The sequence below is a fragment of the Parageobacillus sp. G301 genome (assembly GCF_030268025.1).
In the GTDB taxonomy this organism is placed as follows: Bacteria; Bacillota; Bacilli; order Bacillales; family Anoxybacillaceae; genus Parageobacillus_B; species Parageobacillus_B toebii.
Genome location: NZ_BSDB01000001.1, coordinates 646,324 through 664,025 on the forward strand (window position 1 = coordinate 646,324; position 17,702 = coordinate 664,025).

Annotated in this window: 15 protein-coding genes and 1 pseudogene; 3 read left to right on the forward strand and 13 right to left on the reverse strand. The window is 40.1% G+C overall.

What is annotated here, in order from left to right:
- Positions 1 to 141 precede the first annotated feature (141 nt).
- Positions 142 to 417, reverse strand: a complete 276-nt coding sequence (locus tag QSJ37_RS03435) for a hypothetical protein (RefSeq protein ID WP_015863786.1) — start codon at positions 415 to 417, stop codon at positions 142 to 144.
- A gap of 204 nt (positions 418 to 621) precedes the next feature.
- On the opposite strand from QSJ37_RS03435, the gene QSJ37_RS03440 reads away from it, so the two are divergent.
- Positions 622 to 1,923 (forward strand): ATP-binding protein, encoded by a 1,302-nt coding sequence (locus QSJ37_RS03440; protein ID WP_285753723.1) that lies wholly within the window; start codon positions 622 to 624, stop codon positions 1,921 to 1,923.
- A gap of 261 nt (positions 1,924 to 2,184) precedes the next feature.
- On the forward strand, positions 2,185 to 2,934 hold the full coding sequence (map, locus tag QSJ37_RS03445; RefSeq protein WP_015863784.1) for a type I methionyl aminopeptidase: 750 nt from the start codon (positions 2,185 to 2,187) through the stop codon (positions 2,932 to 2,934).
- Between the two features lie 198 nt (positions 2,935 to 3,132).
- Here the strand turns inward: map and QSJ37_RS03450 are convergent, their stop codons facing one another.
- Positions 3,133 to 3,534 carry a secondary thiamine-phosphate synthase enzyme YjbQ gene (locus QSJ37_RS03450; RefSeq protein ID WP_285753725.1) on the reverse strand — a complete coding sequence of 134 codons (402 nt, stop codon included), beginning with the start codon at positions 3,532 to 3,534 and terminating at the stop codon, positions 3,133 to 3,135.
- An 89-nt stretch (positions 3,535 to 3,623) separates the two neighbouring features.
- Between QSJ37_RS03450 and QSJ37_RS03455 the strand changes: the two genes are divergently transcribed.
- Positions 3,624 to 4,550, forward strand: coding sequence for an MBL fold metallo-hydrolase (locus tag QSJ37_RS03455; RefSeq protein WP_285753728.1), 927 nt, complete (start codon positions 3,624 to 3,626; stop codon positions 4,548 to 4,550).
- 35 nt (positions 4,551 to 4,585) lie between these two features.
- On the opposite strand, the gene QSJ37_RS03460 is transcribed toward QSJ37_RS03455, so the two are convergent.
- From QSJ37_RS03460 to QSJ37_RS03510, 11 genes and pseudogenes are all read right to left on the reverse strand, one after another.
- The gene (locus tag QSJ37_RS03460; protein WP_015863781.1) at positions 4,586 to 5,431 is read right to left on the reverse strand and encodes a TIGR03943 family putative permease subunit; all 846 of its coding nucleotides are present in this window, start codon (positions 5,429 to 5,431) and stop codon (positions 4,586 to 4,588) included.
- Between the two features lie 14 nt (positions 5,432 to 5,445).
- Positions 5,446 to 6,312 (reverse strand): annotated as a pseudogene (locus QSJ37_RS03465) (permease).
- A gap of 304 nt (positions 6,313 to 6,616) precedes the next feature.
- Positions 6,617 to 8,365: a methyl-accepting chemotaxis protein gene (locus tag QSJ37_RS03470; protein ID WP_285753730.1), complete on the reverse strand. Its 1,749-nt coding sequence runs from the start codon at positions 8,363 to 8,365 to the stop codon at positions 6,617 to 6,619.
- A gap of 194 nt (positions 8,366 to 8,559) precedes the next feature.
- Positions 8,560 to 10,431, reverse strand: coding sequence for a PTS fructose transporter subunit IIABC (locus QSJ37_RS03475; protein WP_285753732.1), 1,872 nt, complete (start codon positions 10,429 to 10,431; stop codon positions 8,560 to 8,562).
- Between the two features lie 28 nt (positions 10,432 to 10,459).
- Positions 10,460 to 11,371: a 1-phosphofructokinase gene (gene pfkB, locus QSJ37_RS03480; protein ID WP_285753734.1), complete on the reverse strand. Its 912-nt coding sequence runs from the start codon at positions 11,369 to 11,371 to the stop codon at positions 10,460 to 10,462.
- On the reverse strand, positions 11,368 to 12,120 hold the full coding sequence (locus QSJ37_RS03485) for a DeoR/GlpR family DNA-binding transcription regulator (RefSeq protein WP_285753735.1): 753 nt from the start codon (positions 12,118 to 12,120) through the stop codon (positions 11,368 to 11,370). The genes pfkB and QSJ37_RS03485 overlap by 4 nt, the downstream gene beginning before the upstream one ends.
- A 159-nt stretch (positions 12,121 to 12,279) precedes the next feature.
- The gene (locus QSJ37_RS03490) at positions 12,280 to 14,127 is read right to left on the reverse strand and encodes a diguanylate cyclase (protein ID WP_285753737.1); all 1,848 of its coding nucleotides are present in this window, start codon (positions 14,125 to 14,127) and stop codon (positions 12,280 to 12,282) included.
- 191 nt (positions 14,128 to 14,318) lie between these two features.
- A complete protein-coding gene (locus QSJ37_RS03495) occupies positions 14,319 to 14,894 on the reverse strand; it encodes a DUF5317 domain-containing protein (protein ID WP_285753739.1) in 576 nt (191 codons plus the stop codon).
- 249 nt (positions 14,895 to 15,143) lie between these two features.
- The gene (locus QSJ37_RS03500; protein WP_143415682.1) at positions 15,144 to 15,305 is read right to left on the reverse strand and encodes a FeoB-associated Cys-rich membrane protein; all 162 of its coding nucleotides are present in this window, start codon (positions 15,303 to 15,305) and stop codon (positions 15,144 to 15,146) included.
- Positions 15,306 to 15,356: 51 nt separating this feature from the next.
- Positions 15,357 to 17,354 (reverse strand): ferrous iron transport protein B, encoded by a 1,998-nt coding sequence (feoB, locus tag QSJ37_RS03505; protein ID WP_285753742.1) that lies wholly within the window; start codon positions 17,352 to 17,354, stop codon positions 15,357 to 15,359.
- A gap of 3 nt (positions 17,355 to 17,357) precedes the next feature.
- Positions 17,358 to 17,579 carry a FeoA family protein gene (locus QSJ37_RS03510; protein ID WP_285753744.1) on the reverse strand — a complete coding sequence of 74 codons (222 nt, stop codon included), beginning with the start codon at positions 17,577 to 17,579 and terminating at the stop codon, positions 17,358 to 17,360.
- Between the last annotated feature and the right edge of the window lie 123 nt (positions 17,580 to 17,702).

A 17,702-nucleotide genomic window follows, 5' to 3' on the forward strand; every position in this document is an offset into this window, starting at 1 on the left:
AACGAAGAAAAATCAACAAATTATTATCTTTTTGTTATCTTTACATATCACATTTTGTCGACAACAAAAAAACATGAGAAGCGCTCATGCCTAAACCTTTAACGATATAATAAATTTTTCCGTTTAACGTTTGTTCCTGTTTCACTCGATGGAGTGCGGCACTTTCTCTTTTAGAAAGGCGCATACAGCTTTTTCAGCTTCAGCTGGTATGCATTTACAGACGTTTTCCCGCTTTTTTAAGCTTTCTACTAACTTTTCTTCGCCTGCAATCTCTAAATCGACAGATCCTCCTTTCTTTGCCGTATGTACAGCTGGCTCTTTTGTCCACACATTCGGTGCTGTTTCATTGAGCACATTCCATAACCCTATCCCCTTCTTCAACGCCAGTGCAGCTGAAAGATAGACCTCTTTTTCCAAACGATTTCTCTTAAGTTATATTTTTAGTTAAAAAATAGTATAGAATAACTATCTGTTTTTTGTTGAAAAACAAAGATTTATGTCAAAAAAACACTATGAATTCACTCTTAACATCCGACACGTTTTTTGTTTACAATGTAATATATTAGCAGTCATTGTTGATTTGCTTCTAATGTACCGTATTACACGAAAGAAGGTGCTGCTATGCTTGCTATTTTAAAAGATTTTTTACTAAATTTGTTCTTTATTCTTATTCCGATTTTTATCGTTCCTTTATGGGTGGAAGAAAGAAATATACCTAGACATATCAAACAACATTTGTTCACCGTTTGTTTGGCACTCATCATTATTTTATGTATCACCATTCCTGTCGGCTCGGATCCAGATTTCATTTTCGATTTGAGGCAAATACCTCTTTGGTTAGGGAGTCTATATAAAGGGCCAGCAACAAGCTTGTTTTTATGTTTAGTAACCATTGGTTGCCGCTCGTTGTTTGGAGGGGCCGGATTTCTCGTTACGGTCATTACCTCAATATTTATTATGATAACAAGCATGACTTTATCGAAAAAATTTTTGCTGCTATCATCTAAGCATCGTATATTGCTTGCCACTGCACTATGCGCGTTTTCGGGATCTTTATCCCTCGAACTGGCCCAAATGTTTCAAGGTATTTCATCATCGTCCTCTATCATGTCACTTACCTATTTGCTTGTTCAACCGATATTTATGCTGATTGTCTGCTCATTAAAAGAAATGATATATAAAAATATGGAATTGCGGAAACGAATTATCCGTGCGGAAAAAATGGAAGTAGTGAGTCATCTAGCAGCATCCATTTCCCACGAAATACGAAATCCGCTTACCGCTGCGCGCGGGTTTATGCAATTGTTGGAGCAACACCATCTTTCTCCTGAAAAACGGAAGCAATACATACAAATCGCCATTGAAGAGTTAGATCGTGCAGAAGCGATCATTACCGATTACTTAACTTTTGCGAAACCAGCCCCCGAATCGGTAGAAAAGCTGAATGTCAAAACAGAAATTGAGCGCGTGATCGACCTTTTACGCCCGTTTGCTAACATGAACAGTGTGGAAGTAAAAACAACATTAGCGCCGTTTACGATAACTGGAGAGCGCGAAAAATTTCGCCAATGTTTGCTCAATATTATGAAAAACTCCATCGAGGCAATGCCAAACGGCGGTGTGCTGCAAATTTACGTTTCTATTGAAAAACAGCGCGTGCTTATTCGAATCTCTGACACGGGAGTCGGCATGACAAAAGAACAAATCGATCGGCTAGGAGAACCGTATTTTACAACAAAAGGAATTAAAGGCACTGGCCTCGGTATGATGGTAGTATACCGCATTATTGAATCCATGAATGGGACGATTCATATTAAAAGTGAAATACATAAAGGAACTGAAGTATCGATTTATCTTCCACTTTCTTCATCAAATTCTCACGATCTCACAAACGAAGAAAAAAAGGTTTCTGCAGCATTATAAAACGTCAACATGATCGAAGACCTAAAGAACGCTCTATCTCTAGAAGCCGGTGCAATTTGTTACATACTTTCTTTTTTCATCAAAAACAGAGTGTTTGAGTTATTTTTTCAGAAAATTACGCAAATTGGAAATCACCTTGCTGAGACTCCCTTTCGTTTATCTCTATACTATTTTTTGTTACAATACACATTAGATTTGTTGCATTACGGCATATATATCATGATATTCATTTCAAAATCATTAATGAAAAGGAGATTTTCCATGATTCATGTAAAAACAGAAAGAGAAATTAAATTGATGCACGAAGCAGGAAAATTATTGGCAGCTTGCCATCAAGAAATCGCCCAGTTAATTAAGCCAGGAATTACCACAATGGAAATCGACCGCTTTGTAGAAACATTTTTAGCAAAGCATGGCGCAAAACCGGAACAAAAAGGATATCGAGGCTATCCTTACGCAACGTGCGCTTCGATCAACGACGAAATTTGCCATGGTTTTCCTCGTAATGAGCCATTAAAAAACGGGGATATTGTGACGATCGATTTTGTTGTTAATTTGCACGGAGCGCTTGCCGATTCCGCATGGACATATGCGGTTGGAGATGTAAGCGAAGAAGTGAAAAAATTGCTTTATGTAACAGAACAATCTCTATATAAAGGGATTGAACAGGCTGTTATCGGCAATCGCATCGGGGATATTGGCCATGCGATCCAAACATATGTCGAAGCAAACGGCTTTTCTGTCGTCCGTGATTTTACTGGACACGGAATTGGGCCAACGATTCACGAAGAACCGTACATTCCTCACTTTGGTGAAAAGGGAAAAGGATTGCGCCTAAAAGAAGGAATGGTGATTACGATTGAACCGATGGTAAACATCGGCGCATGGCAAAGCAAAATGGATCAAAACGGCTGGACGGCAAGAACGGTTGACGGTTCTTATTCCGCACAATATGAGCATACGATTGCCATTACGAAAAACGGTCCGCTCATTTTAACGGCTCTTTCCTAATCACCAAACAGAAAAGGACTAACGGTTTCGTTAGTCCTTTTTCTAATCGGCGCATTTTAGTTTACATAATATTATTATAGTTATGTTAGTTTCATCAATGCGATGAACCAGCTATTGAAAACAAAATCTCATCGTGACGATCGATCTTAGGCCTTTACATGCATCTAAAAAATATTAGTGACGAAGGATGCCAGTTGTTTACCCTTCGACCACTTTCACATAAAACGTCCGTTGGCGCGGGCCGTCATATTCGCAAAAATAAATTCCTTGCCATGTTCCTAAAAGCAGCTTTCCATGCGTAATAATGACATGTTGTGACGCACCGACCGTGCTTGCCTTCATATGTGCCGCTGTATTCCCTTCCATATGACGATCAAGCGGATGCTCCCACGGATACGTTTCATCAAAACGCCGGATCATATCCCGCTTCACATCAGGGTCGGCATTTTCGTTAATCGTAATTCCGGCGGTTGTATGCGGACAATAAACAATCGCGAATCCTTCTCTCACTCCAGCTTGACGAACCGTTTGTTCGACGAATGAAGTGACGTCAACCATTTCATCCCGCTTTGTTGTTCGAATCGTAAATGATTGCAACATATTTTTTCACCACCAAGCAAAAGTTTGTTACCGAAAAATCATTTTTGCTACTCTTATATTATAACGTATGCAAAAAAGGTGAAAAACAGATGAAGAGATACGAAAACTTAGATGGAGTATCAACGAACAAAACATTTGCCGATTTTCGCCGCTGGCAAAAGGAACGGAGAAACAAAAAGAAAGATTTATCTTACCAAGTTCCACATGCCGACCCGCCGCAATATCCACTTCTTCATGCGAACCATTTTCGCACATTGCTTTCTTGGGTCGGGCATTCTACGTTTGTGATTCAACTAAACGGTATCACCATCGTCACCGATCCAGTATGGGCAACGCGCATGGGAACAGCAAAACGGCTTACGAAGCCTGGCATTTCACTGAATGAAATGCCTGAAGTCGATGTCGTGCTTATTTCTCATGGCCATTATGATCATTTACATTTTCCAAGCATCCGCAAATTAAAAGGAACACCACACATATTCGTTCCTGTTGGGCTTGGCCGTCTATTCGAGCGAAAAGGATATAAGCAAGTGACGGAATTCGAATGGTGGGAAGAGCAATCGTTTAACGGCGTCACGTTTACGTTCGTTCCGGCGCAGCATTGGACAAGACGAACGTTATGGGATATGAATACGTCCCACTGGGGCGGCTGGGTCATGCAGGCAAAGGAAAAACCGACGATATACTTTGCTGGCGATAGCGGCTATTTCCGTGGATTCCGAGATATTGGCGAACGCTTTTCGATTGACTATGCGCTTCTTCCGATCGGTGCGTATGAGCCGGAATGGTTTATGGGTCCGCAGCACGTCACTCCTGAAGAAGCGGTACAAGCCTTTGTCGACTGTCAAGCAGACTACTTTATTCCAATGCATTATGGCGCGTTTCGTCTTGCCGATGACACTCCGAAGGAAGCGCTTGACCGTTTGCTTGCTGAATGGAAGCGGCGCGGTCTGGACGAGAGCAGGCTAAAATGTCTAAAACTTGGAGAAGTGCTCGATTGTGATATACGTTCATAAGAAAAGGAGCCTTGGCAATCGGCTCCTTCTTTTTTCTATTGGTCATATTTTCGAAATACATACGGTTCTTTTGGTTCGTCGATTCTATGCCATGATGTTACTTTTACATAAGGAATTGTCGCATTATACGGCTGATAATACATCGTTGAAAGCTTTCCTTTCACATGAATCCATTCATCATTCGCTAAATGAGGATTGTCCGGGAACTCCGTTAAAAGCCCGAATACTCCTGAATCGGCCACACAATGGATAATGCCAAAGCGCAGAACAAACAGCTGTGTTTTTTTCGTCGTCTCATCATGATAGACAAACCCGTCAAATTCAATGACTTGATCATCAAACTGTCCTGGGAATTGATATATCGTTTCCATCGCACTTAAATAATTTTCCTCATTCAATACGAGATGTGATGTTTTTGAAAATTTATTCAGTTCCTTTCTCATCAAGTTATCGTAGTCATCTTCGTCGTAATAAATGCTCGTATCCGGCCGCAAAAGTTGCCGTTGGACAAATGGATCATCGCTTTTTGTTGTAAATCCCCGTATGTGAAAGCCCTTCGCTTTTACCATATCCGAATCAAGCGTTGCTGGTGGAAGAAACAACACGGACACAACTGGAAAAATAAATATCATATAATTAACGACCCGTTTCCATCGCGCTTGCTCTTCATGATGGCGGCAACATGAATCATCATGGCAGTGTTCATGCTTCCCTTCCCGGCTGGCGAAAAAAAGCTGGACAATGGTCAAAAAAGCGAATACGAAAATGGCGCTAAACGATATATAGGAATAACGCATATTAATATATTTGCTAATTTCTCCTGTAATGTGTAAATGAAAAAACAAAAACGAAAAACCAAGCAAAATATACATTCGTATCATCCTATTTCACTCCTTTAAATGAACAAGGAACCGATAAACACGAATATCGTAATATACATAATAAGCACAAGCACAAAGCGAGTCTTAAACGACTGCAACAGCATCAACGTATTTTTTATATCCAGCATCGGTCCGTACACAAGAAAGGCGGCGAGCGCTCCAAACGAGAACGTATTTTGAAACGACGCCGCAATAAATGCATCCGCTTCTGAACATAATGACAGCACAAAGGCAAGCGCCATCATAACAAGAATGGAAGACACACTTCCTTGGCCAACCGCAAGCAATGTCGACGTTTTCACAAATGTTTGCATCGCCGATGCGAAAAACGCGCCAATAATCAAATATTTGCCCGTCGTAAAAAACTCATCAATCGTATGTTACAACGTCCCGATCCATTTTTCTTTCCATGATTTCGGCAAAACGGTATGAATTGTTTCTTCCTTTCGCAACTGGTTGTCTTTAAATTGCACGGATATGATGAAACCAATGATGATGGCAATGATACAAGCAAAAATAGACCGATATAATACCATTGTCCAACTGCTTCCAAACGCAATATACGTTGAAAACAATACAATCGGATTAATGACAGGTCCTGTTAACATAAACGGTATCGCCGCATACAAAGGTACTCCTTTTGCTACCAATCTCCGTGTAATTGGCACAATCCCGCATTCGCAGGCAGGAAATAGCGCCCCTATCAGCGTTGAATAGATCACGGCCAGCGCTTTATTTTTCGGCACCCATTTTTCGACCATTTCTTCCGTTACAAACATTTGAATAATCCCTGAAATAAACACACCAAGTACAACAAACGGCAACGATTCTATTAAAATACTAATAAATATCGTATTGAGCTGAAGAAATGTCTTCATCATATCGATAAAATCTCCTTTTCTAACATTACAAACGTTTATTGTACCATGAATTACTCTTTTATTCATGAAATTTTTATGGTAATTCTTATGTAATCTAGTAGGAGAGGATGATTAACCCTCGTCCTCGCACACTGCCGACCGGAAGTTTGCTGTCTGTTTCCTTCAGATTCCGCGTCACCACGGACACCCTTGCGTTAAGCTAACTGCTACTTCTGCCTTCGCAGTTCGGGACTTTCATCCTTAGACAGCACCCATGCCAAGTGCACCAAAAAAAGTTGTCCGGAGACCCCAGACAACTTTATATTTATAAATTAAATTTTCTTACCGATTTTTCAAGTTTTTCTGATATTTCCCCTAACAATTCCGTCGAAGCAGCGATTTCTTCCATTGCTTTCATTTGTTTTTCCACAGATTCCACGACTTTCGCAGCGTTTGATGCAGCCTCTTTAGTTAAGAAGGCCGCTTGCTCAACGGAAGCAGATATTTGTTCAGATCCAGCGGCCATTTCCTCCGTAATCGCAGACACTTCTTGAATCTCATTATTGGATTGGTGAACCGCATGAAAAATAGATCGGAACACTTCTCCTACTTTATGGACATCTTTTGTCCCTTTTTCAACTTCTTGGGTTCCCGACTCCATTTCACGAACCGCGTCTTTCGTCATGATTTGGAACTGTTGAATCAATTCAGCAATTTTTTGTGCCGAATGCTTCGTTTGCTCAGCAAGCTTTCTCACTTCGTTGGCAACGACGGCAAATCCTTTTCCATGTTCTCCAGCACGTGCCGCTTCAATGTTTGCATTTAACGCAAGCAAGTTTGTCTGTTCGGAAATCTCCGTAATGGCCGTAAGAATTTGTTCAATCTCTTCAATCCGATTGCCTAACTCCGTGATTTTCATGGATGTTTCCATAACAGCCTGTCGCATGTCATCCATTTGCTTGATTGCTTTCTCAATTTCTTCATTTCCTCTTTCCACTTGTTTCATTACATCATTTGATGATTCCGCAATAAGAGACGATGACTCGGCAATTTTTTGAACGCCAATAGCCATTTCCTCGACCGCATGAGCTGTTTCATTTATACTCGTCTCCTGCTGTTGTGCGTTCGAAGACACCGTCCTAATGGCCATTGTGATTTGCTCACTAGAATGTTTGGCACTCTCAATATTTTGACTTAATACTTTAAAAGTTTCCAGCATTTCATATGTGCTTTCTGTAATATCTGTTACCATCTCGCGCATTCCAGCCATCATTTGCTTAAATGAATAAGATAGACTAGCAATCTCATCTTTCCCCTTTATTCGTATTTTTTCTAATAGATTTTGCGCTTCATTCAGCTCCCCTGCAGCGATTTTTTCGGCCACTTCATTTAATGTTTCCAGAGATTTTAATCGTTTACGAACGTAGAAAAAGGAAATGCCGCTAATGAGTCCGATTCCCATTACAAATAAAAATATAAACATCATTAATTGTTCTTTTACTACTTTTTGCTGAATCAAACCAACCTTTTTTGCATCAATATCCACTCCAAGAATCCCGATTACTTTTCCATTATTCTTGATCGGAGCAAAAGCCGAGAGATAATCTCCATATTCGGAATCATGTAGAATTTTCGTGCTGTTTGTACCTCCTTTTAACACCGGAAACACGTCATCATAAGTTGTGGTACTAGTCGGTTGCCCAAGTTCAGACGCGACATCCGATCCTTTTGGTTGTCCGTCAATTAAAATTTTTGGCTGCTTTTCTTTTTCGTCAACTTCTACCGTATAAACATAAAGCGCCCCCGTTTTCTCTCTTAAATCATTTAATTTATTTCGCAAAGCCCAATATGTATCGTTTTCTGACTTTTCCTGTAAAAATTTTTGATATTCCTCAACGTCGATATGTTTCACCATATTTTTCGCAGTTTCAATGCTGTATGAGGAAATGGTATTTTCTACTGAAAGTTTTATCATTTCCAAAAATAAAATAACGCTAAAAGTTAGTAAAAAAATCATTAAGCTAACAATTAACAAAGAAATTTTCATACTTAAACTTTGAAATTTTGCTTTCATATCAATCCTCCTTTGTGATATAACGTATCACATTTTCTTCTATATTTCGATATCAAAAGAAAAATTTATAATTTTTCTAAAAAACTTAATTATATATAAAATACTAATGAATATCGTATTTATCTATATCAATAGGCTCTCCTTTTCGTTCTACAAAAAAGCTGAGCGACAAATGCCGCTCAGCTTTCTTTACATTATTCTTCTACTTCTTTTTTCCATAGACCAACCATCAAGGCAGTAATGATCGAACCGATCAAAATCGCTAATACGTATAATAAAGAACTTCCTTTTACAATTGGAATAACGAAAATTCCACCGTGCGGAGCTGGAAGGCCAATGTGAAACAACATCGTCAGCGCCCCGCTGACCGCAGAACCGACAATGATGGATGGAATGACGCGCACCGGGTCGGCTGCCGCAAACGGAATCGCCCCTTCTGTAATGAACGTCGCTCCCATGATATAGCATGTTTTTCCAGCTTCACGTTCCGCTTTTGTAAATTTCTTTTTAAAGAATGTCGTCGCAAGTGCCAGCCCTAACGGCGGCACCATTCCTCCGGCCATGATCGCCGCGTGCGGAGCATAATTGCCAGCATCAATCATGGCAATTCCAAACGTAAATGCCGCTTTATTGATCGGACCGCCCATATCAACCGCCATCATGCCGCCAAGAATCGCACCAAGTAAAACTAAATTTGCTGTTCCCATATTTTCAAGCCAATGCTTCATTGCCTCATTTAATGCCTTCACTGGATCGATAACGACATACATCATAATAAGTCCCGTAATGAAAATGCCAAAAAGCGGATAAAGCAACACTGGTTTAATTCCCTCAAGTGGCTGTGGCAGATGGCTAAATACTTTTTTCAACCCAACCACTAAATACCCAGCAAGAAAGCCTGCGATTAACCCGCCTAAAAAGCCGGCTCCGCCGTTTGCCGCCATGAAACCGCCTACCATTCCTGGCGCAAAACCAGGCCGGTCCGCAATACTCATGGCAATAAAACCAGCAAGCACTGGAATCATCAACGCAAAGGCGTTTCCCCCACCGATATCCATGAGTGCTTTCGCCATCGGATGATACGACGGATCTTTCGGATCAAACGCTTTAATTCCGAAGATAAACGATATGGCAATTAAAATACCGCCGCCGACAACGAACGGAAGCATGTTGGAAACTCCGTTCATTAAATGTTTATAAAATCCTGTACGCGGCTTTCCTACCGTTGTCGCCTCTTTCGCGCCGCTTCCTTGATAAATCGGCGCATCCTGCCTGAGAGCTTGCTCGATTAGCTCTTTCGGTTTACGAATCGCTTGCGCAACCGGTACTTGAATCACATGTTTTCCTTTGAACCGCTCCATTTCCACTTGCTTATCCGCCGCAACGATGACCGCAACCGCTTCCTCAATATCTTGCTTGGTTAATTCGTTTTTCACTCCGCTAGAACCGTTTGTTTCTACTTTTATATCCACATCCATTTCCGCTGCTTTTGCTTTTAAAGCATCTGCCGCCATATACGTATGAGCGATTCCTGTCGGGCAAGCAGTAACGGCAATGACTTTTTTGCGCTTCGAAGTTGAAGATGCCGTATGTTCTGCTTCTTTCGTTTCCTCTGCCTCTTTTTCTGCAATCAACCGAATAAATTCCTCTTCATTTGAAGCGCTTTCAATCCGCGCGCGGAAAGAGGAATCCATTAGCATAGACGATAAGCGGGCAAGCGCTTCTAAATGTGTATTATTCGCTCCTTCTGGCGCCGCAATCATAAAAAACAAGTGGCTCGGTTTTCCATCAAGCGCGTCATAGTCAATGCCGCTCTCAGAACGGCCAAACGCTACGGCAGGCCGCTTTACCGCGGCTGTTTTCGCATGAGGAATGGCAATTCCATCACCGACACCGGTCGTGCTTTGTGCTTCACGCGCAAAAATCGCTTCTTTGAACGCTTGTGCGTCACGCAACACTCCTGCTTCTTGCAGTTTCGCGACAAGTTCGTCAATTACTTCTTCTTTTGTTTTCGCTTTCAGATGGAGAATAATTGTTTCCTTTGTAAGCAAATCGGTAATTTTCATCAAAATGGTCCCCCTTTTTCATATGCCCTTAGAAACGCATGACATTTACTTCATGTACTAGCTGTTCGACACAGTCTTTTGTACATAAATCTTCAGAAAATGCAGTTGCACTTCCAGATGCGACACTATAAGCAAACGCTTCTTCCAAACTTTTTCCGCTTGTATACGCCGCAAGAAATCCCGCCACCATCGAATCACCGGCACCAACGGAATTTTTTACTGTTCCCTTCGGTGCCTCAGCAAATAATGTCATTTCTCTATTAAAGTAGAAAGCGCCATTTCCTGCCATCGAAACGATGACATTTTCTACACCTAATTCCACTAACCGGCGGCCATACATCATGATCTCGTCTTTCGAGTGAAAGGTCGTATCAAACAGCTCGGCTAATTCTTTATGATTTGGCTTTGCCAAAAATGGTTTCCGCATGAGCAATGATTTTAATGCCGGACCACTTGTATCTACGACGACTTTTGCTTTCACTTTTTTTGCTTCGTCAATGATTTTCCCATAAACGTCCGGAGACAAAGAAGACGGTATACTTCCTGCCAAAACGACGATATCATTTTCCGTTAATGCACGAATTTTTTTCATGAATTCCGCTTCATGTTCCGGCTGAATCATTGGCCCTTGACCGTTAATTTCCGTTTCTTTTCCTGATTTTAGCTTCACATTAATGCGCGTATTCCCTGGCACTTCGACAAAATCACAGGTAATGTTTTCGCTTTGTAATTGTTCGATAATGAACGCACCGGTAAATCCGCCGATAAATCCTAACGCCGTGCTCTCTATACCAAGCCTCTTAAGAACACGGGAGACATTGATCCCTTTTCCACCGGGAAATGTCAACGTTTTCACAGCACGGTTTAATTCGCCAATGCGAAGCTCGTCCACGTGCACAATATAATCAACAGATGGATTTAATGTACATGTATAGATCATTTTGTCACAACCTCTACTGCTGTTTTTGCTTTATATGGTTCTAGCCATTCTTCAGCTAATTCATTCGTAATCAGCGTCGCTTCATGCAGTTCAGCGATTTTGGCAAACGCGCTTTCATTAAGTTTTGAATGATCGGCAAGCACATACGCTTTTTGGGATAGCTGCATTGCTGTATATTTTACCATCGCCTCTTCCGGATCAGGCGTTGTGTACCCATATTCGTAGTGAACGCCGTTGGCGCCGATAAAACATTTGTCAAAACTATAGCTTTTTAATGATTGCAATGCGCCGCGGCCAATGAGCGCTTTCGTTTTCTTTTTCATAAAACCGCCAAGTAAATATGTCGGAACGTCATATTCCAGAAGCATATCCAAATGCATAATACCATTCGTCACGACAACGATATCTTTGCCATGCAGATGCGGAATCATTTGGAACGTCGTCGTCCCAGCGTCTAAATAAATGCAATCACCGTTTTGCACAAGACTTGCCGCATACTCAGCAATCCGCTTCTTTTCTTGTATATGTTTTGTTGATTTTTCTAAGACGCTTAATTCTTCCCGCTTCTTTTGAAGCAGTGTTGCTCCACCATGAATACGCCGCAATTTTTTCTCTTTTTCCAACTGCGTTAAATCTCGGCGAATCGTTGACTCTGATGAATTGGTCGCCTCGACTAGCTCTTGCAGCTTCACTACTTCTTTTTCTGCAAGAAGCTCCAATATAATGCGGTGACGTTCTTCTGTGAGCAACTATTCCACCTCCTCGGATGGAAATGATCATTTTATACTTTTATCATAAACGAAAGCGGTTTAAAAATCAATCATTTTCAATCAAAATCTTTCAAATTAAGTCATATATAATCAAAAAACATTCAAATTCAATCATTTTCGCAAAAATGAAAAGCTGCCTCATTGGACAGCTTTGTTATCATGATATTTCTCCGATTGTTCATGAACACGCGATAAATATTTTTCTTGAATAAACTTTGTAAATAATTTAGCGTAAAAGGGATCGAACTGAGTGCCTGCGCAACGCATAATTTCGGATACTGCCTCTTCAAACGTTTTCGTACGTTGGTACGGCCGTTCTGTCGTCATCGCATCAAACGAATCAATAATACATAAAATACGAGCAAGTTTTGGAATTTCTTCTCCTTTAAGTCCATATGGATATCCTTTTCCATCATAGCGCTCATGGTGAAGTTCGACAAGGGGAATTAAATCATCAAACTGTTTTTCCGCTGCGATAATTTCTTTTCCCCATGTTACATGTTTCTTCACAATCTCCCATTCATGCCGTTCCAATTTTTCTTCTTTGTTTAGAATATCCCTTGGCACTTCGATTTTTCCAATATCGTGAATTAACGCTCCTAAAACAAGCGTTTGTCTTTCATGGTCGGTTAAATCAAGCATTTGGCTGAATTCGGATGCATATTTGAATACCCGTTTACTATGACGATATGTATAAACATCTTTCGATAAAAAAAACTTTACTTGCTGCTCAAGCATATCCAGATTTTCTTTAAATTTTATTTCATCAAAGCAAAGGTTATGTTCTTCGTATACTTGTACATTATTTTTTCCTTGTGCTTTTGCGTAATAAAGCGCCTGGTCTGCTTTATGAATTAGTTCACCGCTGTCATACATGCTCCTTTCCATCTCAGCAATTCCGCAAGAAAACGAAAGACAGCGGTAAGGAACATGCTCCACCCCTGAAAAGTATGTATCATTTATTTCTTTCCGCAATCGGTCTAAAAACAAAAATGCTTCTTCCTTTGTTGTACTGGGCATTAAAATGGCAAACTCCTCACCGCCATACCGCGCCGCTACAAAGTCTGTTCCGTCTACCGCTTTTTTCAGCATCTCACCAAAAAACTGCAACAGCTTATCTCCTTGTAAATGTCCATTGCGGTCATTATATTTTTTAAAATCATCTAAATCCAATAATGCTAAACTGAATGGTTGTTTTAATTTTTTCGCGTCGGCAAACTGTTCTTGCAATGTCTCTTTAAAATAACCATGATTATAAAGCCCTGTTAAATGATCCTTATTGGCACGCTCTGATACTTCCTGATATAAATAAAGAAATTTGCGAAACACCACCGATAAAATAACGACTAACACAGTGAATAAAAACAGACCGAAATACCGTTGTTCATTTAATAAAATCGCTAAAACAAGCGATAGTAGTAACGTAACGGAATAGCTGATACAAGCTTCTTTGAGTACTCCTATGTTAAATGTGCCTTTAAATATACGATTAAAGAAGACAAAAAACAAAAACATTAAAGCAATGTTCAAACTAAAATACACAACTAGACTAATCATATACGGAAGCAAATTTTGAGTATTTATTTCACCAACATGCCCACCGGAAAATAAAAATGAATAATAGGCACCGACAATCATAATGGAATACATAGAAAAATTAAATAAGTGCTTCCACCACAACATTTTACGTTTATATAAAGATTCAATTAAAATACTAATAAATAAGACATTCATTGCTAAATCAATGCCGTATAAGAACGTCACGGCTAAATAAATCGCCGAATCCATTGAAAATGAGTTATCCTTAGGCGGAAGGTTGATGGAAAAATAACTTAATAGAAGAATCGAGGCGGATAGCATATAAATGAAAACCCAATCCTCTAAGGATTGAGCAGTAAAATCACTCTCTACCAAAAATATAAAAATCCCAATGAAAGAAATAATTGTTAAATATATCTTTGCATATAGTTTTGGCTTTAAAAACATTGGATAATCACTCTCATTTTATATAATTTTGGGGAGAAGCTTAATGCATACCCCCCTAACACAAAAAACATTTAGCCTCCTAGTCTAAATCCTGACGTCAACGCAACAATAACAGAACCGATAATAAATAGATTAATAAGTACTTGTTTTACTTTCACACTCATGCTTTTTCCTCCTTATAATATTATAATTTATCTACTCGCAGGAGCGGTAGATGTGTTTTTGTTAGGTGCGCTAAGCATCAGATGCTGGATAAATAAAAACGCCCCGACATTTATCACAACATCGCCAATGCTGATGACTTGCTGGCGCGGATATGGCGGTGAAAGCGGAATAATATCACCTAGAAACGGCAACAACGTCTCTCGCGTAATCGCCTGATGTTTGCCATATACTCCCGCTTGCAATGCATCTATGTATTCACGACCGAGAAATTGTGCAGCCTCAACCGACACAGGCATCCTTCCGCCGTTTACAGCCATGACGATAAAATTTAATAGAACTCCCGCAAAAATAACAATAAATCCAGGCTGGTTTCGGTTAAGCCAAAGAAAAAGAAGACCAATCACATATACGAGAAGAAATAAGGCGTTGCTTAGTTTGGCAATAATCGCAACTTTATCTTGCAAGGCAAAAATAACGAACTGTACCACCAACAATAATGGAAACAGCCATCCCCCGCGCAGCTTCATATGCGCAAGCCCTTTCAAACTTCCTCCACGAAAAAAACCGATCACAAGCGATAATAAAATGCCATCATAAACCATTATGTTTTCTCCTCATTATTGCATACACAGAAGATTCTATGTTTTCAAAACCATTTTCTTCTATACTTCATTAATATCGATTTTTTTCGACAATGTAAATAGTACTTTTTGACTATTTATAGTAATTTTTTTCTATTTCCCCTAAAATTCGTGGTTATTAGATGCTCTTTCCAACTAAATTCGACACTCTTATCTGCAAGCATAAAAATGAGGATTCTCTATACTATTAATAGAGAATCCTCATATATTTTATATACGATTTTCTTGTTTGTAAGGAACGCAAGAACCTTGACAATTATCAGCAAGAGAGCAACTAGCACATTTTCCCTTTGAACTTTTCTTAATATGGCGGACAAGCATCCAACCGGCATAACTAAAAATAACACCACCGATTACAATATTTGCGATCATCGTTCTCGCCTCTTTTTCCAAATAATATTACTAGTCTTCAAGACTATAGACTCATGAAAATCCAAGCAACGTTCCACCTTGGTAAATAACGAAAGAAATCACGTACGCAATACTTAACGCGCAACCGATCGAAATAAACGTCCATTTTCGCGACCCTGTTTCTTTGCGAATGGTCGCAACGGTTGCTAAACAAGGAACATAAAGAAGAACAAACGTCATAAAGCTAAGCGCAGATAATGGCGTAAAATGTTGTGCCATTACTCCTTGTAACAAGTTCATATCTTTCGCATGATAAATAATATTCATCGTCGAAACAACGACTTCTTTTGCTAAAAATCCCGTTATAAGCGATGAACCGGCTTGCCATGTTCCAAAACCAAGCGGCGCTAAAATCGGTGCAATCACACCTCCTATCACCGCGAGATAACTATCATCCATGGAAACACCAATTCCTTTTGGCCCAACATACGTCAATAACCAAATCGCAACCGATCCTCCGAAAATAAACGTCCCCGCTTTTCGTATAAATCCTTTTCCTTTATCCCATGTGCTCCGCCACAACGTCAATGCTTGCGGCATTCGATACGGCGGCAGTTCAATAACGAAAATAGAACTTTCATTTTTGAATAAGGTGGAAGAAAATATTTTTGCAAGACCGAGTGCGACAACAATTCCTAATACATATAGCGAAAACACGACAATGGCTTGGTTTTTTGCAAAAAATGTACCAGCAAATAACGCATATACCGGCAGGCGCGCTGAGCAAGACATAAAAGGCAATAATAAAATCGTCAACAACCGTTCTTTCGGCTGCTCAATCGTCCGCGCTGCCATCACGCCCGGGACGTTACAACCAAAACCGATAATCATCGGAATAAACGATTTTCCATTTAAACCGATCGTTTCCATAAAGCGGTCCATTACCATTGCGACACGCGCCATATATCCGGAATCCTCTAATAGAGAAATGAAAAAGAATAAAATGAAAATTTGCGGTACAAATACAAGCACCCCGCCAACACCGGAGACAATTCCGCTAAGTATAAGCTCTTTAATAAATGGCGATGCTCCTATAAGCGATAACAGTTTTGACAGCCAATCGGTTAATGGGCCGGAAAAAAACTGATCAAGCAAATCGGCAAGCGGTGTGCCAAGCCAGTCAAACGTTAGCATAAACATGATATACATAAATAATAAGAAAATCGGCAAACCTAAATATTTATTCGTTACAATTGCATCGATTTTCTCCGTTAATGTAAGCGGATTTTGTTTAATAGCAACCGTCGATTTTTTGATCACATTCGTAATCCATTTGTCGCGCACTTTATAAATATGCTCTGCTAAAGTGCAGCCAAGCGTTTGTTGTACGTCATCGCGAATCAATATAAGCGGAGCAATATCTACATATGTCTGTAAATATTCATGAACTCGCTTATTTCCTTCTAAAAATTGCAACGCAAGCCATCGCTTCGAAACCGGTAAATTATCAGGAAGTTGTTCGCCTATTTTTTGAACAGCAACCTCAACATCGACCCCGTAATCAATAGAAAATTGATGTTCGTTTTGTTCGGATGCAGACAAAATAGCGCGAACAAGCTCTTTTGTCCCTTTTCCCGTCCGCGCAATAACCGGAATCACCGGGGCGCTGATGCATTGAGAAAGCTTTTTTGCATCTACTTTTATTCCGCGCTTTTCTGCCACGTCAATCATATTTAATGCCATAATCAACGGTTTGCCAAACTCAAGCAGCTGAACAGTCAAATGCAAATTCCGCTTTAATTGGGAAGCGTCCACAATGTTGACAATCACTGAAAACGATTCCGTTAATAAAAATTCGGTCGCTACGCCCTCATCACGTGAAAGCGGTTGCAACGAGTATATCCCTGGGAGATCAACGACGGGAATACCGTGCTGGCGAAGCATGCCAACCTTTTTTTCTACCGTTACCCCGCTCCAATTTCCGACATATTCATAAGATCCTGTTAAATTATTAAATAGTGAAGTTTTCCCTGTATTTGGATTGCCAAATAACGCGATAGATGATGACATCGATTATTTCACCCCAATACAAGCCGCCTCTTTACGTCGAAGACAAATATACTGGCCATCTACTTCTACCATTACTGGGCCGCCAAACGGCATCATGCATTTGACACAAACTTTTTCTCCTTCACGCATCCCCATATGAAGAAGACGTTGTCTCACTACTTCATTGGTTACTGCCAGATTTGTAATAACGGCCCGTTCCCCTTGTTGAAGATCAGTCAAAACCATTTTTTCCGTCCCCCAGACAACAATGATTCTTTTTTTCAATCAGCAATATTTAATAAAGTGGTGTTTTGTATAGAACAATAATGATTATTTTTCTCAATTGATATAATATCACAATTTGAAATT

Excerpts from the sequence above, each read along its gene's own strand:
- QSJ37_RS03495 (WP_285753739.1), bottom strand. The coding sequence starts at position 14,894 with ATGGTTTATGATGGCATTTTATTATCGCTTGTGATCGGTTTTTTTCGT.
- pfkB (WP_285753734.1), bottom strand. The coding sequence starts at position 11,371 with ATGATCTATACATGTACATTAAATCCATCTGTTGATTATATTGTGCAC.
- QSJ37_RS03475 (WP_285753732.1), bottom strand. The coding sequence starts at position 10,431 with ATGAAAATTACCGATTTGCTTACAAAGGAAACAATTATTCTCCATCTG.
- QSJ37_RS03455 (WP_285753728.1), top strand. The coding sequence starts at position 3,624 with ATGAAGAGATACGAAAACTTAGATGGAGTATCAACGAACAAAACATTT.
- QSJ37_RS03470 (WP_285753730.1), bottom strand. The coding sequence starts at position 8,365 with ATGAAAGCAAAATTTCAAAGTTTAAGTATGAAAATTTCTTTGTTAATT.
- QSJ37_RS03500 (WP_143415682.1), bottom strand. The coding sequence starts at position 15,305 with ATGATCGCAAATATTGTAATCGGTGGTGTTATTTTTAGTTATGCCGGT.
- QSJ37_RS03440 (WP_285753723.1), top strand. The coding sequence starts at position 622 with ATGCTTGCTATTTTAAAAGATTTTTTACTAAATTTGTTCTTTATTCTT.
- QSJ37_RS03460 (WP_015863781.1), bottom strand. The coding sequence starts at position 5,431 with ATGATACGAATGTATATTTTGCTTGGTTTTTCGTTTTTGTTTTTTCAT.
- feoB (WP_285753742.1), bottom strand. The coding sequence starts at position 17,354 with ATGTCATCATCTATCGCGTTATTTGGCAATCCAAATACAGGGAAAACT.
- QSJ37_RS03490 (WP_285753737.1), bottom strand. The coding sequence starts at position 14,127 with ATGTTTTTAAAGCCAAAACTATATGCAAAGATATATTTAACAATTATT.
- map (WP_015863784.1), top strand. The coding sequence starts at position 2,185 with ATGATTCATGTAAAAACAGAAAGAGAAATTAAATTGATGCACGAAGCA.
- QSJ37_RS03450 (WP_285753725.1), bottom strand. The coding sequence starts at position 3,534 with ATGTTGCAATCATTTACGATTCGAACAACAAAGCGGGATGAAATGGTT.
- QSJ37_RS03510 (WP_285753744.1), bottom strand. The coding sequence starts at position 17,579 with ATGGTTTTGACTGATCTTCAACAAGGGGAACGGGCCGTTATTACAAAT.